At 42.1% G+C, this 17,019-nt stretch carries 16 protein-coding genes; 11 read left to right on the top strand and 5 right to left on the bottom strand.

Translation table 11 applies throughout. The features are described 5' to 3' along the window. Window positions 1-101: 101 nt before the first annotated feature. The 3 genes from K245_RS26335 to K245_RS23110 all read left to right on the top strand — a co-directional run bounded on the left by K245_RS26335 (window position 102) and on the right by K245_RS23110 (window position 6,868). Complete coding sequence (locus K245_RS26335; RefSeq protein ID WP_051283878.1) at window positions 102-1,019, top strand: GGDEF domain-containing protein; 918 nt, start codon at window positions 102-104, stop codon at window positions 1,017-1,019. A 21-nt stretch (window positions 1,020-1,040) separates the two neighbouring features. Continuing rightward, window positions 1,041-2,255: a TIGR03862 family flavoprotein gene (locus tag K245_RS0104805; RefSeq protein WP_198013830.1), complete on the top strand. Its 1,215-nt coding sequence runs from the start codon at window positions 1,041-1,043 to the stop codon at window positions 2,253-2,255. A gap of 281 nt (window positions 2,256-2,536) precedes the next feature. Next, window positions 2,537-6,868 (top strand): acyl-CoA dehydratase activase, encoded by a 4,332-nt coding sequence (locus K245_RS23110; RefSeq protein WP_051283879.1) that lies wholly within the window; start codon window positions 2,537-2,539, stop codon window positions 6,866-6,868. Between the two features lie 432 nt (window positions 6,869-7,300). Here K245_RS23110 and K245_RS0104820 read toward each other — a convergent pair whose 3' ends face one another. The 5 genes from K245_RS0104820 to K245_RS26340 form a co-directional block, all read right to left on the bottom strand. Then, window positions 7,301-9,064: a restriction endonuclease gene (locus K245_RS0104820; RefSeq protein WP_035276490.1), complete on the bottom strand. Its 1,764-nt coding sequence runs from the start codon at window positions 9,062-9,064 to the stop codon at window positions 7,301-7,303. A 480-nt stretch (window positions 9,065-9,544) separates the two neighbouring features. Then, window positions 9,545-9,919, bottom strand: a complete 375-nt coding sequence (locus tag K245_RS0104830) for a ClpX C4-type zinc finger protein (RefSeq protein ID WP_027358392.1) — start codon at window positions 9,917-9,919, stop codon at window positions 9,545-9,547. A 46-nt stretch (window positions 9,920-9,965) separates the two neighbouring features. Next, the gene (locus K245_RS0104835) at window positions 9,966-10,847 is read right to left on the bottom strand and encodes a hypothetical protein (RefSeq protein ID WP_027358393.1); all 882 of its coding nucleotides are present in this window, start codon (window positions 10,845-10,847) and stop codon (window positions 9,966-9,968) included. 16 nt (window positions 10,848-10,863) lie between these two features. Further along, window positions 10,864-11,088, bottom strand: coding sequence for a hypothetical protein (locus K245_RS0104840; protein ID WP_027358394.1), 225 nt, complete (start codon window positions 11,086-11,088; stop codon window positions 10,864-10,866). Between the two features lie 98 nt (window positions 11,089-11,186). Continuing rightward, the gene (locus K245_RS26340) at window positions 11,187-11,999 is read right to left on the bottom strand and encodes a helix-turn-helix transcriptional regulator (protein WP_051283880.1); all 813 of its coding nucleotides are present in this window, start codon (window positions 11,997-11,999) and stop codon (window positions 11,187-11,189) included. A 108-nt stretch (window positions 12,000-12,107) separates the two neighbouring features. Here K245_RS26340 and K245_RS0104850 point away from each other — a divergent pair, with 108 nt between their 5' ends. The 8 genes from K245_RS0104850 (at window position 12,108) to K245_RS0104885 (ending at window position 16,997) form a co-directional block, all read left to right on the top strand. Further along, complete coding sequence (locus K245_RS0104850; protein ID WP_027358395.1) at window positions 12,108-12,686, top strand: BRO-N domain-containing protein; 579 nt, start codon at window positions 12,108-12,110, stop codon at window positions 12,684-12,686. A gap of 87 nt (window positions 12,687-12,773) precedes the next feature. Further along, window positions 12,774-13,238 (top strand): hypothetical protein, encoded by a 465-nt coding sequence (locus K245_RS0104855; protein ID WP_027358396.1) that lies wholly within the window; start codon window positions 12,774-12,776, stop codon window positions 13,236-13,238. 75 nt (window positions 13,239-13,313) lie between these two features. Then, window positions 13,314-13,583, top strand: a complete 270-nt coding sequence (locus K245_RS0104860; RefSeq protein ID WP_027358397.1) for a hypothetical protein — start codon at window positions 13,314-13,316, stop codon at window positions 13,581-13,583. Between the two features lie 91 nt (window positions 13,584-13,674). Further along, window positions 13,675-14,346 carry a hypothetical protein gene (locus K245_RS0104865; protein WP_027358398.1) on the top strand — a complete coding sequence of 224 codons (672 nt, stop codon included), beginning with the start codon at window positions 13,675-13,677 and terminating at the stop codon, window positions 14,344-14,346. Between the two features lie 453 nt (window positions 14,347-14,799). Beyond that, window positions 14,800-15,345, top strand: a complete 546-nt coding sequence (locus K245_RS0104870; RefSeq protein WP_027358399.1) for a hypothetical protein — start codon at window positions 14,800-14,802, stop codon at window positions 15,343-15,345. Further along, complete coding sequence (locus K245_RS0104875) at window positions 15,342-15,761, top strand: hypothetical protein (RefSeq protein ID WP_027358400.1); 420 nt, start codon at window positions 15,342-15,344, stop codon at window positions 15,759-15,761. Before K245_RS0104870 ends, K245_RS0104875 begins: the two co-directional genes overlap by 4 nt. Continuing rightward, window positions 15,758-16,051: a helix-turn-helix domain-containing protein gene (locus tag K245_RS0104880; protein ID WP_027358401.1), complete on the top strand. Its 294-nt coding sequence runs from the start codon at window positions 15,758-15,760 to the stop codon at window positions 16,049-16,051. The genes K245_RS0104875 and K245_RS0104880 overlap by 4 nt, the downstream gene beginning before the upstream one ends. A 52-nt stretch (window positions 16,052-16,103) precedes the next feature. After that, window positions 16,104-16,997: a hypothetical protein gene (locus K245_RS0104885; RefSeq protein ID WP_027358402.1), complete on the top strand. Its 894-nt coding sequence runs from the start codon at window positions 16,104-16,106 to the stop codon at window positions 16,995-16,997. The last annotated feature ends 22 nt before the right edge of the window (window positions 16,998-17,019 follow it).

A 17,019-nucleotide genomic window follows, 5' to 3' on the forward strand; every position in this document is an offset into this window, starting at 1 on the left:
AAGCTTCCGGGCGCAAAAAAAATGCGCCCGGAATATTTTTTTCATCTGAAGGCTTTTTTAAAGCTTAGTATCCGGCGGCAATTTCTGGAATTGGAGGTTGCATGATTGAGCTGGATAATAAAAAAGCACTGACCCGCAAAATTATTGTATTCGGTTTATCTTCCATAGTTTCATTATCTATTGGATATTTCCATTTCCTGTCAGGTAAAGAGCTTGCATTATCCTTTTTCTTTCTTGTTCCCATTGTAGCCACAACATGGTATTCAGGCACTTATGCAGGCATTTTCATGGCCATCATGAGTATCGTTGTATGGCTTTTTGCAGATTTAAAAATGATTTCTTCATATTCGGCAAAATGGCTCCCATTCGTAAACGAGCTTCTTAGACTCACCGTGTTTCTGTTCATAGTCTCAATTCTTCACAGAATGAAAAAAATGATCAGCATTCACAGAAATCTTTCCATACTTGATTCACTCACAAATCTCCTGAACAGAAGAGGGTTTAATATTGAAGGCTTTAAGGAAATTGAAAGAAGCAGAAGAACAGGCAACCCATTTTCAATAGTTTATATGGATATTGATAATTTCAAGACAATAAACGACTCGCTCGGACATCATACAGGGGATGATCTGCTCGCATGCGTAGGAAGAATCCTTAAAACAAAACTCAGAAACATGGACATAGCTGCACGGCTGGGCGGAGATGAGTTTTTGATGATGCTTCCAAGAACAAGCGGCAGATCTTCCGAACAGGCCGTAAAAAAACTGAAAAATTTTCTTGATGAGGCAATGGCAAGAAATAACTGGGACGTAACATTCAGTTTCGGAGTAGCATCTTTTGCACGAGGCATTCCTACTTCGATAAACATTGCAATTTCAGCGGCAGACTCACTCATGTACAAGGCCAAAAATTCCGGAAAAAACAAGATTGAAATTCAGGAAGCGAATCCTGACGGGTCATTGGGCGTGAACTCCATCGAAGAATCAGGCATATTCGATGACAGGGATTATATCATCTGATTTATGAAAACGGACATCAATTTGAATAAATCAGCTGTTGTAATAGGAGGTGGGCCGGCCGGTCTTATGGCCGCCGAAATATTGATAAACGGCGGTGTAAATGTAGATTTGTATGATGCCATGCCTTCTGCTGGACTTAAATTTCTGCGTGCCGGCAAAGGCGGGCTCAACCTCACCCATTCCGAACCCATTGAAAAATTTTTGTCAAGATACGGAAACAGAAGGCAGCAGCTAGAGTCCTTTATAAACTCTTTCGGCCCTGAAAACCTGAGGTCATGGGTGCATGATCTTGGTATTGAGACCTTCGTCGGTTCATCTGGCCGCGTTTTCCCGTCTGACATGAAGGCTGCGCCTTTGCTGCGTACCTGGTTAAAGAGGCTTGTCAGCCTGGGGGTCAAATTTCATCTGCGGCATTCATGGTGCGGGTGGGACTGCAATGGAAACTTAAGTTTTAAAACAAAAAATGAAATAGTGACTGTTAAAGCAGATGCCGTTGTGATGGCGCTTGGAGGAGGAAGCTGGAAGCATCTTGGCTCTGATGGATCATGGGTCAAGCTGCTTGAACAATGCGGCGTCCCAGTATCTCCTTTAAAACCTTCAAATTGTGGATTCGAAACAAAATGGAGCGAATTTTTTAAAAATAAATTTCAGGGGCATAGCCTGAAACCTGTCACGCTTAAACTGAGAGATGGCGTTTCAGTAAAACAGGGTGAAATTACCATAACTTCAAAAGGTATTGAAGGCGGCCTGATTTACTCAATCTCAGCGTATTTGCGGGACATCATTGAAAAAGAAGGCTCTGTTGTTATTAATATTGATCTGTCACCTGGGAAAAGCATCCAAAACATAGCCGAAAAATTATCAGGGCAACGGGGATCGGCCTCGATATCAAATCATCTCAGAAAACGCGCAGGCATCGAAGGAGTAAAGGCGGGCCTGTTAAGGGAAATAATTTCAAAAGATGATTTTAATAATCCAGAACTGCTTGCAATGGCCATAAAATCCCTCCCACTGAGACTTGTGGCCACGAGTCCACTGGATGAAGCGATAAGCACAGCAGGAGGAATCTCGTTTGACGCTCTTGACAGAAACCTGATGATACGTTCAATGCCAGGAGTATTCTGCGCAGGAGAAATGCTTGACTGGGAAGCTCCAACCGGCGGCTACCTCCTCACTGCCTGTTTTTCGACGGGGCGTGCCGCTGGCTTCGGCGCCTTGAAATGGCTCACAAACTAATCTTTTCTAACTATCCCGATATTTTCAAAATGATTTTGGCCTCCATAAATCCCTTTATTGATAAAGAGTGACACTCCGAGACATTTCCGGCAGAAAATTTGGCAAAGCTGCAAAAAAAACATTGTTACTAAAATAGTACGTACATCACAATTTGACACGTATCCAATATAGTTTTATGTATCAATAAATAAAATACGTACCAAGAATAGTCAGCACGTATAAAGTAAATGCAGAACATCCATAAATTATCAAATATAGCTAATCGTACGGGAAATCGGCTAATGAAAAGTATAAAAATACTCGGAATTGACGTAGGCTCAGTATCTGTATCCATTGCAGTCACAGATTATCATGGGGAAATTATTGAGCATGATTACAGATTCCACTACGGAGAAATTAAGTCCGTACTTCTTGAAATGCTCGAAAAAATAGATCTATCAACAATCAATGGCGTAGCTGCCACTTCGTCAGCGCCGTCCTTCATATTCAGGAATTTATCATACGATCCCCAGGTTGCCATAATGGCTGCTGCAAAACATTTTCAACCAGAATGCAGGGATATTCTTCACGTTGGCGGTGAAAAATTCGGGCTGATTTCCTATGATGAGAATGGAAACTATAAAAGCTACAGGGCAAATACATCCTGCGCCGCAGGAACAGGAAGTTTTCTTGACCAGCAGGCAGGCAGACTGAATTTGTCAGGAATTACGGATCTCAGCAATAAAGCGGCCGAAAACACTGGGAATGCGCCGCAAATAGCAACTAGGTGTGCTGTGTTTGCGAAAACAGACCTTATCCATGCCCAGCAAAAAGGATATTCACTTAATGAAATTTGTGACGGACTATGCACTGGCCTTGCAAAAAACATCTGCGACACTGTTTTTAAATGCGGTATTTCAGAAACTCCGCTTGCGATGTGCGGAGGAGTTGCAAAAAACAACTCTGTTGTTGGACACATAAACAAATTTACAGGTATAAAACCTGAGGTTCATGAGTATGCACATATATTCGGAGCAATCGGAGCTGCTTTTCTTCATCTGAAAGAAAATAAAACTTTTCCAATCATTCCAAGGACTGCCGGGGAATTCATTTTAAATAACAATGCAAACCTTTCAGAAACAGAATCACTCTATCCGAAACTCGAACTTAAGCTGTCAGAATATCCAGATTTTTCAGCCATAGACAGCAGATATTTCAAAATTTCCAGTGCAGAATCACAGAAAAGAGGGGTTGAGGTCGATGTCTATATTCATCCTGAAAAAGGAAGGCAATATTCAGTATTGATAGGCATAGATATCGGCTCCACAAGCACAAAAGCGGTTCTTGTCGATGAAGAATCAGGACAGGTCTACGCAGGATTTTACACAAGAACCGCAGGCCAGCCTCTGATGGCTGTTCAGGACATATTCGCAGCAGCGGATGACCTATATAAAAAATCGGATGCGCATATTGCTGTTAACGGATGCTCCACAACAGGCTCTGGCAGAAAATTCATAGGTGCCATAGTAGGAGCAGACCAAATCACAGATGAGATAACAGCCCATGCAAGGGCTGCCAGTGAAATAAGGTCTGATGTAGACACCATAATTGAAATCGGCGGCCAGGACGCAAAATTCACCAAGGTGAAAAACGGAATGGTAACAGGCGCAACAATGAATAATGTGTGCGCCGCAGGTACAGGAAGCTTTGTCGAAGAGCAGGCTAAAAAGCTCGGATGCCCTATAACTGAATTCAGCCAAAGAACTCTTGGTAAAATGGCTCCCATGGCAAGCGACAGATGTACCGTATTCATGGAAAGGGATCTCAATCATTTCCTCTCCCAGGGCCATGACAAAGACACAGTGCTTGCTTCAGTAGTTCATTCTGTACGCGACAATTATCTTATGAAGGTTGCAACCGAAAGCTCGATAGGCCAGGTTATTTTATTCCAGGGAGCTACTGCAAAAAACAAGGCACTTGTTGCTGCCTTTGAACAGCATCTCAAAAAACCCATAATAGTATCAAAATACTGCCATCTCACAGGAGCACTCGGTGCAGCCCTTATTCTAAAGGATGAAAAAGCATCAAAAACCATCTTCAAGGGTCTTGAAGCATGCATGAAACCGATATCCTTGAATGGTGAGATTTGCCAGCTCTGCTCAAATCACTGCAAGATTACGGTCGCCGACTTTGGAAAAGAAAAAGTTGCTTACGGCTTCCTGTGCGGAAGGGATTACGAGACAGAATCATTTGTAAATAAAGAAAAAAAAGGCTTTGACTTAATAAAAACCAGAAACAGGATTCACAGGGAAATAGCAAAAAAATACGATGAGAAAAAAACTGAAGCTGTTTCAAATATCACGATTGGTATCCCATCTGCGCTACACATGCATGAAGACATTCATATGTGGCAGGCGTTTTTCTCTTTTATCGGAATAAAAACAGTCTCAAGCCTAAATCTGAAAGAACCTGTAAAAAAAGGCAAACTTCTCACAGGGGCAGAATTCTGCGCTCCTGTCACAGCTTTACATGGACACGTAGATCACCTTCTTGATGTGGCAGATTATGTTTTTCTTCCTGTATATCTTGAAGAAAAACAGCAGGACAAGGCCATAAGAAGACAATACTGCTATTATACCCAGTTTTCGTCATCCCTGGTTCATCCCATTGCCGAAAGGAAAAAAGAAGGCAATAAAAAAAAGATTCTGACTCCGCTCATAAAATATCTATATTCCAGATTCCACTCCAAAATTGAGCTTTACAGGATGCTAAAATCCATACCTGAACTGAACATAGGGTTTATGGATATTTCATCAGCCTTTGACAGAGCAATGGATTTAAAAACCGAAACAGCAAAAACACTTGAAAGTTCATTTGCGGATATCAAGAACCGGAAAACAGAAAGCATCAAGGTGATACTCCTTGGAAGGCCTTATACCGTTCTTGCAGACAGCATGAACAGCGGAATACCCGATATATTTGCGTCACTCGACGTTGATGCATTTTATCAGGATATGCTGCCTGCCGCCATTATCGACCATAACGAAAAATCATCCTCCGACATTTCACCGCTTCTTAATGAAATACACTGGGAATTTGCATCAAGGATACTTGCATATGCAAAGCAGATTGCCGCAACTGAGGATCTTTATCCTGTTCTGATGACATCTTTCAAATGTACTCCTGATTCTTTTACAGTGGATTATTTCAAAAAAATCATGGACAGATACGACAAACCGTATCTGATTCTTGAGCTTGACGAGCATGATTCAAGCGTGGGTTATGAAACAAGAATTGAGGCGGCAATAAGGGCGTTCAGAAATCATCACAGGTCATCTTCAGACAGAAAAATTGTGGGCCCAAAGATGTCAAAGCAATGCCTGAAAAATCCTGATATGAAGGGCATAAATCCAGAACTCTCCAATTCAATAGAGGGAAAGACTGTAATAATTCCAAACTGGGATTCAATATTCTGCAGGCTTCTTGCTGCCACTCTAAAACGTGAAGGAATAGATGCGAGGGTGATGACTGAATCCGAATCAACCATCAAAGAAGGCCTCAAATACAACACTGGTCAGTGCATCCCTCTTACTGCAATCGCAGAAGGATTCAGATCGTATATAACTGAAAACAGGATAAAACCGGAAAATGCCGTTCTCTGGCTGAGTCATTCGACAATAAGCTGCAACATCAAGCTTTACCCCCATCACATTAAATCAGTCCTTAACACAATGGGAGGCGGTATCGAAAAGGCAGGAGTGTTTGTTGGTGAGTTATCCATGGCAGATATAAGTCTCAGGGCATGCATAGGTACATATTTCGCCTATCTTCTCGGCGGACTTTTAAGAAAATCCGCATGCAGAATAAGACCCTATGAATCCATGAAAGGTGAAACAGACCGAATAATGGGGATATGCACTGAAAAGCTTGAGAAAGCCTTTCTTGGTGAAGTTACGAGGGAAAGGGCGATAATTGAAGTAGTTGCGATGCTTGACAGCATAAAGACTGACAGAAGCGTAAAAAGATCTAAAGTCGCCATTTTCGGTGACATGTACACCAGAGACAACGATGTAATGAACCAGGATCTTGTTAGGTTTATTGAAGAAAACGGTGGAGAAGTGATACCTACTCCTTACAGTGAATATGCAAGAATGATTTCAGGAACCTATTTCAGAAAATGGTTTGTTGAAGGTCACTATTTCAGCATAGTTACTGCTAAATCCATGCTTGTAACCCTAAAGCGGCTTGAAAGGAATTATTATAAATGTTTTGAACCCGTACTTAATGAAATGATGCCTGAATATAATGATGACCCGAAACAGATTCTTGGAGAGTATGGAATCCTGATTGAAAACACAGGTGAATCCATGGATAATATTCTGAAAATCCATTACCTTGTGAAGCATAACCCTGACCTTTCACTTCTGGTCCAGGCAAGCCCGGCACTTTGCTGCCCTTCCCTTGTAACCGAAGCCATGTCTGACAGAATCCAGAAGAAAACAGGGATACCTGTGGTGGCACTAACCTATGACGGCACAGGCGGATGTAAAAACTCACCTGTCATACCATATCTTAAATACCCTAAAACAAGGATTTTTGACGGCAATCATCCCCTTGCATCAAATGACAAATAATATGCATGGCTTTTATAAAGGCTGTGTTCCAGTTAAGTGTGGAATGTTTTATCATTCCAATAACTAACTAATACTTTTATCAAAAAAGCGGCCTCCGGCGGGTCGCTTTTTTGATAAAAGCTCTGCAAAAACTTTCAGGTAATGAGACAGTGAATGCACAACTTTAGGGCATTTGCGTCTGATAATAATAAAAACTTAAAGTTTTTGAGAGGACTTAAGGAACTTTTACAAAAAGTTCTCCAAAATCCAGAAATTGTTAGGGGGTGTGATAACTAACCCACTGAAATTGTGATAAGTGGATTCCAATCTGCTTTACATTCGATTTACATCTGGTAACATTTGGGCCGTTTTCAAACGAACTTTGAAAACAAAAAAATTATCTTGGGGGGCAGCTCTTTGTGTGTCATTTTGATTGAGCTGCCCGATTGTTTTTCACTCTCTGACCTTATTTAATTCTATCCTTGCCCTATGTCCATGTTTTTCAAGCATATGTAACAGGTTCGCCCCGCTAAGAAGTGTAATGGGCTTGCCATTGGCAAATTCATAAGCATCGGGGCCAAAAGTTGATGTTGTTACAAGAATTCCCTTATTGGCTCCTTCATTCATAACAGTTCCGAAAAGATCACGAACAGCTGAAACTCCGACAGTATTATTATATCTTTTTGCCTGGATAACTATTTTGCCACCTCTTATAGGATCCGGATCAAAAGCAACGGCATCGACACCACCATCACGACTTGCTCTCGTTACTTTCACTTCTCCTCCGGAGGAGCTGAATTCACTTTCAAAAACTTCCCTGATAAGATGCTCGAAGTCTTCCCAACCCATTTCGGCAAGATTGACTGAGTCATCAAGGGCGGCCGCAACAGAGTATGAATCAACAAATCTTTTATCAGAGCGATCAAACATTATTATAGGTGCAATAGGGGTAAGGGTTGATAGCTTTGCGCTGCCGACACCTTTCAGAGATTTAAAACAGGCTTTTGGGTCGATATTTGCGAGATTGATAGCCATAAAATCTTCTTTTTTGCTTTGGACGGACATGATGCAGGGATTAACCGCTTTGCCAGTGGACTGATCTATGTGTTTAGAAAAGCCGTTAAAAACTATGGCATCGACAGCATTTACAATATCTGCTTCAAAAAGTTCGTGTACGGTTCTTAAGGCTATTTTATAAAGAACATTCTCATAAGTTGCATCCAGCTCTTTGGCCGAAATATGCACTTCTTTCATTTCGTCCTTGCTTTGCTGGTATTTTACTTCCTTTAGTGTGGGCAGATCATTTTTTGCAGGTAAAGTATAATCAACCACAAGCATCCTTGAATCATTTATATAATCAAGAAACCAGTCTTTCGGGAAAGACTCCGGGTATTCGGAATTTGAAAGAACCATTTCGCAGTAATCCGATATTGCCCCTGATTCACATCGAAAATAGGCGTCTTTCTGAGCTTCAATCGCAGCATTGGTTTGATCGCGGGCGTCATAAAACTGGCGTTTTTCAGTGGCATATTTTTCAGATGCAAGATCATATTTTTTTTGTGCCTGCCTGTCTTTTATAGCGAACTCCTCAGCTTTGACTTCATTTAATCGCTCAACTCTGTCTTTTTCTTCAAGCCACGACCTGAATGCTTGGGCATAAGCGTCCTCCTTCATTTGTCCGAGTTTTTTGCCAGAAGTAAAAATAGTTTTCAAAATACCGAGTTTGGGCTTTAGGGCCGGATCGTCCTGCATTGGCTCAGGAGGCAAAAGTTCAAAAATTGGAGACTCAAGCTTCTGTCTTATCGGCTTGGGATTTAAGAATTCTGAACGATCTTTCAGTTGATCCCAGTTTATAGCGTCATTTATAGTCAAAGTATGACTCAGAATCGATTCGATACCCAGAAGTTTCGCCTTGGCCTCAGATGTTCTTTCTTCCGCTTCAGCGATGCGAGCATCCTTGTAGGCGGCCTTTGCCTCCTTATCTTGGGTTGTTTTTTTTCTAACTTCGTCTTTTTTTAGCTTTTCCTTTTCTCTCTGCTTTTTTTCCTCCCAAGTCAAATTCCAGGCTTCCTGCTGCATTTGGGCTTTGCGCTGGACAACATTATAGTCCGTGCCTCTTATGGTTTTATGCTTAAGTAGACCGTCATGATATACATCTATTTCGTATGTCACATTATAACTGTTAGCCATTCTGCGGATAGCACTGCTGAGCTTCATCAAACCTCCTGAAATTATATTAAACGAATATGGAGTAAGCCCTGACTAAAAAGTCCTCCTTTGATTGAAAACATCAAAAAGGGGGATTTTTTAAACTTCGAAAAATTTTAGCACTGAAAAGGATTTTTTTTCAATATGAAGCTTTATTGGTTTGCGTCTTGATAATTGAAATTTGACGAGAGATGCCCCTATTCAGCGTCAGGAACAAGTACGATTTTGTCACAATAGTGATCTACTCCACATTAAGGGCACTTGACGGTATGTTTATCATTCACATCAGCATTATTAAATAATCTTATATGTATTCCGCATTCACAATAAATATCATGATATCCATCCTTTGATTTTTTCATTTTCTAGTCCTTCAATCAACTAAAGTGGTGGCGGGCTTTGAAAAACTAATACATTCGAAGGCGTCAGGCATTTCAAGCTGATTTTTGAATAGTTGAAAAAGATATCATATGTCAAGTCAGTAGATTATCAATTCGGATCATCGGTTTTCTTTTTTATATCAGTGTTTTTTGCCTTAGCGGTCAAGCCAACCAAAAACCCTGCTATATGAGGCAATAACGCCGGATTAGTTGAAATAAAATAGGAAAGATTATCTATTATAGATCTAAGGTAATTGGCTCGTTGAAGGTCAATGAAGCGACTGCCAGAAGGCGTTATAATTCTTTCAGCTCCATTGGAAAGAATTTCTTCTATGCATTCAAAGCAGATAGATGCGTCATCATAAAAAGCGGGGCCAGCTGCCATTGTTACTTCATCGTAAGCCCTGCCGCAAAAAGAGCAAACAGACTTATTCCCTGGATCAAAAGACAGATGTAATTTTATATCCTTGGCGTTGCGTTTCATTATTAGTTTTTCTAAGAAAACCCCTTGATGTTATTATTAATGTTTGTCAAATCGGTTTTGCAGTATAGAAGTTACCGTTTTTGCTCCAGAACTCCAATTCTCCTTTGGCATTAATCAAGAAATACTCTCCTATACTTCTGTCTGTTTCAGTTTGAAATTTTTTCAGACCTTTATAAGTTGTAAGCTTGTGTTGTTCTTCAAATGATGATCCATCAGGATAAATATTTCGGATAAATACCTTTCCGTTTTTTTTATATGCAACCACTTTATGTTCGGAACCATTGTGAGAAAGCCACGACCCGATTAAATTTTCGGGCATATCAGTTTTATCTTTTGTTAAAAGTTTTTCGTGGTCTTGCTTTGTTGCACCTATAATTTCGACTTTCAAATCAGGGTTAAAATGAGTTGTAGCCCAAGCAGAGAGCGCTTTTTCACCGGCTATTGAGTAGCAAATGAAAGTCCTTTCAAAATCGTTGGCTCTTTTATCGTGAATCTCCTTGGCTATACTTGTTAGCATCTGCTCATCAATCCGTTCCGGCAATACGACATCGACGGTTCTTTTTATGTTTCCAAAGGCTTCGTCTTTGACAATTTTGTAATTGGTCTTTTCTTTTAGTGAATAAGCAATACTTTTATTGTCAGGCATAGGTTTTTGTATTGAGTCAGCAGTTTCTTGAGTAACTTTAATTTGAAGTTTTTCAGAGGGTAAATCAACGGCCTCCGTTTTTTCTTCAGCTGGTTTTTGGGCAGGACTATTATTTTGCTTTGGAGCAAGTACTCCGATCATAACAAAAAGAATAAATGTGGCTAAACCGTATATTTTTAAGACTCGCAATCTTGATATTTGTCGTATCGCTTTTGGATAAATAATCCCGATAACCAAGGCAATTAGTGCTAAAAAAAATAAAATGCATGCCAAATAAATCATAATCAAAATCCTTTCGTCAGTTCAGATCTTCACAGGAATAGAAATTGACCAGTGCGGTGGATGGTTCTTCTGTGGATTTTTTGATACAGCATTTTCGTTTTTCCCGTTTGCCATCATATTTGATCACGACCTCGAAGTGGACAGCAATCAAGTTATTATAAAGAGCCTCTTTAACTTTTACCCTGAAGTCATTTGTGATCTTTGGACAGGTTATAAAATCTGCAACGTTCCTGCCTATCAATTTTTCTGGATTCTTTGATCTGGCGTTTTCGCTATCTCTTATAATCCCTTGTTCATCGATCTTGAATTTGATGATCTCGTAGACCTTCTGAGGCTGGTTTACTCTTCCGTCCCGTTCTTGAGGTTTCCCTCCGAAAAATGGTTTTGGTTTGAAGAGGTACTATTTTCGACGAAAGTAACCTCGCATCTCATGCCAAGAGCCATGCCTTTTACAAGAACATCGATTCTTTCCAGAGTTTCTATGCTATCTATTTTTAACAAGCTCTCGTTTATCTTTTTTGCGTGCTCTTTGTGCTTAAATTTTTTAACAATTTCTATGTGCTCATTAATTACTGGATCGAAATATGGTACTTCGTGGTCTGTATGAATTTCATGCTCATATTCTCCAGTAATCAGCCAGTGAAAATGATCTCTGTAATGCAGGTAAACACCTGATATCAGGTCTGCGGATGGGCCTCGTTTGCCCTTTATTATCATGGATAGATAACCGGGTGTCAGCCCAAGTTTTTCACAAAACTCAGTCTGGCTGATATTCAGCCTTTCTTTTATAAGGGTTCTCAACCGTTCAGAGAATGAACCCTCTCCGACAATTGTATCAATTTCATTTTCATATCCCTGAATATCTTCAAATAATACGGCTGGCAGTTTGGTTTGTTCTCTCGAGCTATCTGTAGAATCACAACTCTCGTTGTCAGATAAAAGACTCTCGCCATTTCCAGTTAACAACCATTCAGAATTAATTTTGTAAACATACTCTATTGCCAATGCATGCAAAGTAGAAATTTGTACCTTGCCGCTTTCCAGGTTGGTTACGTTTATGCGTGTCAAACCTATTGGTTTTCCAAAGTTTTCTTGGGTTAGTCCAATTGCCTTTCTAACTTCAGAGAGTCGTTTTCCAATAAGTTTGTTCATTTTTTTACATACCAAAGTTGATTTTTATTTGACGTTTTAACTTAAGTTTATTATTTAAGTTGAAAAAGAAACATTTTTAAGCCAACTACAAAATCAAGAGGCATAATAATGAAATTCACTCCTTTTACCTATTTAGACGTTTCTCTGAAGGAGTCTGTCTATATAAACAACGTCCCATATTTCACCCGCAAGGCCATCGGTGAATGGTTGGGATATGACAGACCACAAGAGGCTATCGATAAGATTATAAGACGAAATCCTCATATAGATAACCCAGAGTGGTCAACTACCGTCAAATTGACGGTAGTTCAGGCATCCTGGAAATCAGTTCCCCCCAAATTGAGGGATACTGAAGGTCATGATCATACACCCCAAACTGGGGTGTATGATCGTGAAATCGAAACCAGAGTCTACGACCCAATCGGCCTCCAGCTCATCGTGTTCGAATCCCGCCAGCCTAAAGCCATTCAGTACAAGATAGCCGTGGCAAAGCTGGTTGCTGACATGGCCTCGGGCCGCTTCTTCCTTAATAGTACGCTTGATCTGATAAACTCTATTCAGCCCTACAAGTCCAAATATTCCAAACCTGATGACAAGCCTATAAAGCGGTTTGCCCTCTTTCCGGAATCGGAAGGCTCGGCAAAATTGGAAAAGTCTTCCAATTTTTCCAAACGCCTTAAAACATAAGTGCCTGAAATTATTACAAGCAGGAAAAACAGGAATTGGAAAATTTTTCCAATTTTACAAAAACCCCAAAAACCAAAGGAAATCACAATGCCAGAAACTAAATCAGCCGCAAAATCGGAAATCAAAAAAGCCGTCATTATCACAGACCCTAAAAACGGAGTGCTGACCATAGCCATCCCCATGGATTTCGAAGGATCAGAGACAACCGAAGCTGGCCCCATGGACGCCCTGGTTGATTTTCTGCAAACCTTCTGCCTTGCCCCTGAAAAGAAACCTGAACAAGAGGCTTCAGAAGACTTCAGAATCCCATGTCCTTATTATTCACAGTGCAGATCCATTGAAGACCCCAAAGAGATCAAGGCAGAACCTGAAACCGCATCATCAGAACTTACTCAGTCAGGACTTCCTCCGGAACAGGAACTCAGGCTTAAATGCCTGAAATCGGCCCGTGTTTATGCCCAGCACCATGATGCGTACACGCTGACTGATATTGCCGAAATCTTTTTCAAATGGGTAACTCTGGCACTACCGACAAAGCCTAAGACAGATTAACCCGCCGGATTACGAGCAAAGGACGCTCTAATCCGACCTACAACTACAACGACAACAATAAATAAGGAGACCAAAATGCATTACACAGACAACCCCAACAGCCCGATGACCCCAGCACAGCGAAAGTCGCTCATGGTGCTGAATCAGGTGAAATCCAAACGAATAGCATTCCTCTGTGATGTTTCGGAAACAGCCGTTTCCCTCGTCGTTTCAGGCCATGCCCGATCAAGAAAAGTCGAGGAAGCCATAGCAATGGCCTGCGGCAAATACAGAGAGGATATGTTTCCGCCAAATTCGCGTAAGTCTCAATCCTCCCGGAATGGGGCATACCGTGCTGCGGCCTGAGATCTCAATCCCCCCGCCAGGGGAAAGAGATCTCATCAACCTTTTTGAACCGGCAAAGCACTAAAAAACTTTAGTTTTCAAGGTGAAACGTATGGCAAACGCAGAAAAAAATCAATCTCAAACAACTAAAGCAGCCCTGAGCGATGCTGAAATGGCTGAGATTCTGAATGACATCAAGGCCGTTAATGACACCATCCCCGGCATTATCATGCTTGTTAATCAGGCCCTTGAGGAAATCGGCAACGCAAAAAAGAAGATAGATTTCCTTTTCAAAGAGCTTGAAAGCAGCCTTCCCGAAGTTACTCCGTTGCAAGAAGATATCGAGCTGCCTTTCAGGATAGAAGGCGTCAATATCTCAAAGGCTTCGCTGTCAAGGGCTCTGAAAAGATACGGCTTTGACAATCAAGGAATATGCAACGCCCTTGATGTAATTTTGATTGAGGAATGCGGCGAATCTGCAACTCCTTTTCTTTCTATAAAATTTCGATATTTAGATCCAAGTTGGTTTCAAAACTGCACGACGCGACATCAAAATCGGACATATGCCGAATCTGAAGGGACTCCCAATTCCAGTATTTCAAGGTTTTCAGAGCGATCCATAACTCTGGGTCAAGCTCTGGAATTTGCCGGACTTCGCCCACGGAAACGAGAGAAATCTCTTCAAAGGGCCGAGATACATCCTCAAGCACTATTGTGGCTTCAGAAGCTTCTGGAATTGAGAGGGGGATCAACACAACATGAATCAACTTGTCTGTGTTCATAGGTCTGAAAGTAAAGCCACTTATGCAGAGCCAACGAGGATCTACAGGGTTGTAATCAGTAGTGAGGAGAACCGGCTCAAACAGCTTGCTAAACACAGCATATCTTAAAATATAATTTATACGGTCTGTAAGCCAGATGAGCTTTTGCACAGGGTAACACTCATATTCTGATCTTTTGCAACCGCATGAGTATCTGTCCTTTCGCCATGTATCAAAAGAACTTTTTAAGAATGTAACACTTTTACCACAAGAGCATTTCAGAGTGACTGAATTGATCATATTTTCCTCCGGGTTTGAATTTTTTCATCCTGGAGACAGGTTAACAGCCCAACGGTTAACCAGCAATATCGGGTTTTAATGTTTTTTTAGATACGACGGCTCATCAAAAAATGAAGCCGGATTAGATATGAAATCCCTCTCCTTCCCTTAAACGGGAAAAGTTTCAAGGAGGCCATATGTCAAACAGAAGACACAGACAGCCAGCAAACACAGCAAATCAGATGCAGTTGCCCATGACATTCGCCAAACGGTCAGAAAAGCACATAGCGTCAACCCGCGAGATGGTCGACTCCATTTATAAGAAGCAGAGACCTGAACCCGAAAGCGAGATGGAGTTGGGGTTTCGTTTCATCCTGGCTCTTAAGGATGCTTATAAGTCTGCTGATATGTCGGTCGATCAGCTTGTGGACGCCATCAATGCACTCCTGCACAGGAGCGATGCTGCGGCAGACGCTGATCCGCCTACATGCAAGAAGCCTCTGACCGTTCCCATGATGTACAATTATCTTTCAAAGCCCATCGAATATCCCATGCCTGCCGTGATTCTTTATGCGGCCCAGCATGTGACAGGCAGCCTGTCACCTGCGGCCGTGTTTGTGGAATCCATGGGAGGGCAAATAGCGACTCAGGAAGAAGTGAGAATGATGGCTTTGGGCAAGATCAACGCGAATATAGCAGAGCTGAAACAGCTGGAAAAATCGCTTAAGGGGTGGCGGCGATGAGAACTTTTACAATATCAAACGCATGGCCTGAAAGGCTTGAACGATCGGTAAAAGGAGCCATGAGGCAGGCTGTAGGCGGTCATATCCATTACATGACTGTTATGTTGGTGAAAAATCCGGGAGTAAGGCCACAGGGTTCAAGGCCTGGCCTGTCGTTTGGCAGATCTGTGATGGGGTATGATTTCATGTCGCTTGTGTGCGCCAGGGTTGAAAACGGAATCATCAGGGGCACGGTCGCGGACTGCTGGGCCAAGAAGAGCTACGAAGTGGTTATCCCTTTGGGAAAAATGAGGTGGGTTCATTTGATCTACGAGGCTTGCCCTCACCCTTACCCTCTCCCAAAGGTAGAGGGTACTGAGGTGGAGTTGCTCTCTCTCACAAAGGCAGAGGGAGACATAAGGAAGGAGGCCGCATGAACAAGACGTACCGGCGCATACAGGCGGCAAAAGTAACTCTCGATATCCTTGAATACCTTTCAGGATGCAAGGAACCGGTAACAGGAGCCGATGTCGCCAGAATGACAGGCCTGCCGCTTGGAACAGTTCTTTGTCATTTGGCAACCCAGGAAGACGCCGGATACATCACAAGTATAGGTGACCGCTACAAAATCAGCATGAAATTAGCCCTATTCTGGGCGCGGATGAAGTCTTCGAAGGAATCTGATCGTGAACGTATCGATCAGGATCTGAGGCATTTAGGAGCTTAACACGGTGCGTGGAAGAACGCCACACACCCTACGGAAAGGCGCAGGAGGATATATGGGTAAGGCAGACGCGGAAGCGGCAAACGAAATATACAACTTGGCTCAGGCAGATATGAAGGCCCAGCTTGAGGACATGCACAGAAACATCGACGCCATAAGGCTCGAGTCCAAGGCCATTGGTACGCTCGAGAAGATAGAGCACGATATGGCGTACAATCAGGTGATCAAATACGGTCTTCTCTACAGAATAAAAAAGGAAAAGGAATACAAAAAAGGCGGAATGACCTGGGCTCAGTTCTGCGAGGCCATAGGCGAGGAAAGAAGGAATCTGGATAACATACTGGCTGATCTCAGTCCGATCTATGACAACTATGCGGACAGATTGTACGGCCTGATAGGGCTGCCGCTCAACAAGGTGAGATATCTTGGCAGGGAAGTTTCGGAAGCAAACGTAACCCTTAAGGACAACGAGCTTGTGATAGACGGCCAGGCCATACCTCTGAGCCCGGACAGAAAAGACGATATCGAAGCGGCCATAGACGCATTGAAGGAAAGCGCACAAAAGATCGTATCAGAAAAAAAATCAGAGCTTGAATCAAAAGATCGTGTGATCGAGGCCCTCCACGAAAGCCTCGGCAAGCAGGAAAAGCTCATTTCCAAATACGAAACCCAGTCAAAAAAAGCCGGATATGAACCTGGTGAAGAGGGGCTGTTTAGAGATTTTGAGAAGATGAGGACACAGTTCGATGGTTTTATGCTCGAAATTGATCCCAATAGGCTCCGCATAGACCAGCAAACCCACAGAATAAAGACCGCTTACATCGGTCTTCTGAATTACATGAAAGACACGCTGAAGCCTCTGAGGGAAGCCGTTGTATTCGAATACGGAGTGCTTGAAGAAGTCGATTCCGAAGATCCTGAACAGGTCTGGAACCCTCCTGGGAAATGAGTCTGAGGTGAAAAATGTGGGA

The sequence above is a fragment of the Desulforegula conservatrix Mb1Pa genome (genome assembly GCF_000426225.1).
GTDB classification, from domain to species: Bacteria; Desulfobacterota; Desulfobacteria; order Desulfobacterales; family Desulforegulaceae; genus Desulforegula; species Desulforegula conservatrix.

What these genes read in the sequence shown, in the direction of transcription:
- K245_RS23110 (WP_051283879.1), top strand. Translation starts at nt 2,537, where the DNA reads ATGAAAAGTATAAAAATACTCGGAATTGACGTAGGCTCAGTATCTGTA.
- K245_RS0104860 (WP_027358397.1), top strand. Translation starts at nt 13,314, where the DNA reads ATGCATTACACAGACAACCCCAACAGCCCGATGACCCCAGCACAGCGA.
- K245_RS0104870 (WP_027358399.1), top strand. Translation starts at nt 14,800, where the DNA reads ATGTCAAACAGAAGACACAGACAGCCAGCAAACACAGCAAATCAGATG.
- K245_RS0104855 (WP_027358396.1), top strand. Translation starts at nt 12,774, where the DNA reads ATGCCAGAAACTAAATCAGCCGCAAAATCGGAAATCAAAAAAGCCGTC.
- K245_RS0104850 (WP_027358395.1), top strand. Translation starts at nt 12,108, where the DNA reads ATGAAATTCACTCCTTTTACCTATTTAGACGTTTCTCTGAAGGAGTCT.
- K245_RS0104830 (WP_027358392.1), bottom strand. Translation starts at nt 9,919, where the DNA reads ATGAAACGCAACGCCAAGGATATAAAATTACATCTGTCTTTTGATCCA.
- K245_RS0104880 (WP_027358401.1), top strand. Translation starts at nt 15,758, where the DNA reads ATGAACAAGACGTACCGGCGCATACAGGCGGCAAAAGTAACTCTCGAT.
- K245_RS26335 (WP_051283878.1), top strand. Translation starts at nt 102, where the DNA reads ATGATTGAGCTGGATAATAAAAAAGCACTGACCCGCAAAATTATTGTA.
- K245_RS26340 (WP_051283880.1), bottom strand. Translation starts at nt 11,999, where the DNA reads ATGAACAAACTTATTGGAAAACGACTCTCTGAAGTTAGAAAGGCAATT.
- K245_RS0104820 (WP_035276490.1), bottom strand. Translation starts at nt 9,064, where the DNA reads ATGAAGCTCAGCAGTGCTATCCGCAGAATGGCTAACAGTTATAATGTG.
- K245_RS0104885 (WP_027358402.1), top strand. Translation starts at nt 16,104, where the DNA reads ATGGGTAAGGCAGACGCGGAAGCGGCAAACGAAATATACAACTTGGCT.
- K245_RS0104875 (WP_027358400.1), top strand. Translation starts at nt 15,342, where the DNA reads ATGAGAACTTTTACAATATCAAACGCATGGCCTGAAAGGCTTGAACGA.
- K245_RS0104835 (WP_027358393.1), bottom strand. Translation starts at nt 10,847, where the DNA reads ATGATTTATTTGGCATGCATTTTATTTTTTTTAGCACTAATTGCCTTG.
- K245_RS0104865 (WP_027358398.1), top strand. Translation starts at nt 13,675, where the DNA reads ATGGCAAACGCAGAAAAAAATCAATCTCAAACAACTAAAGCAGCCCTG.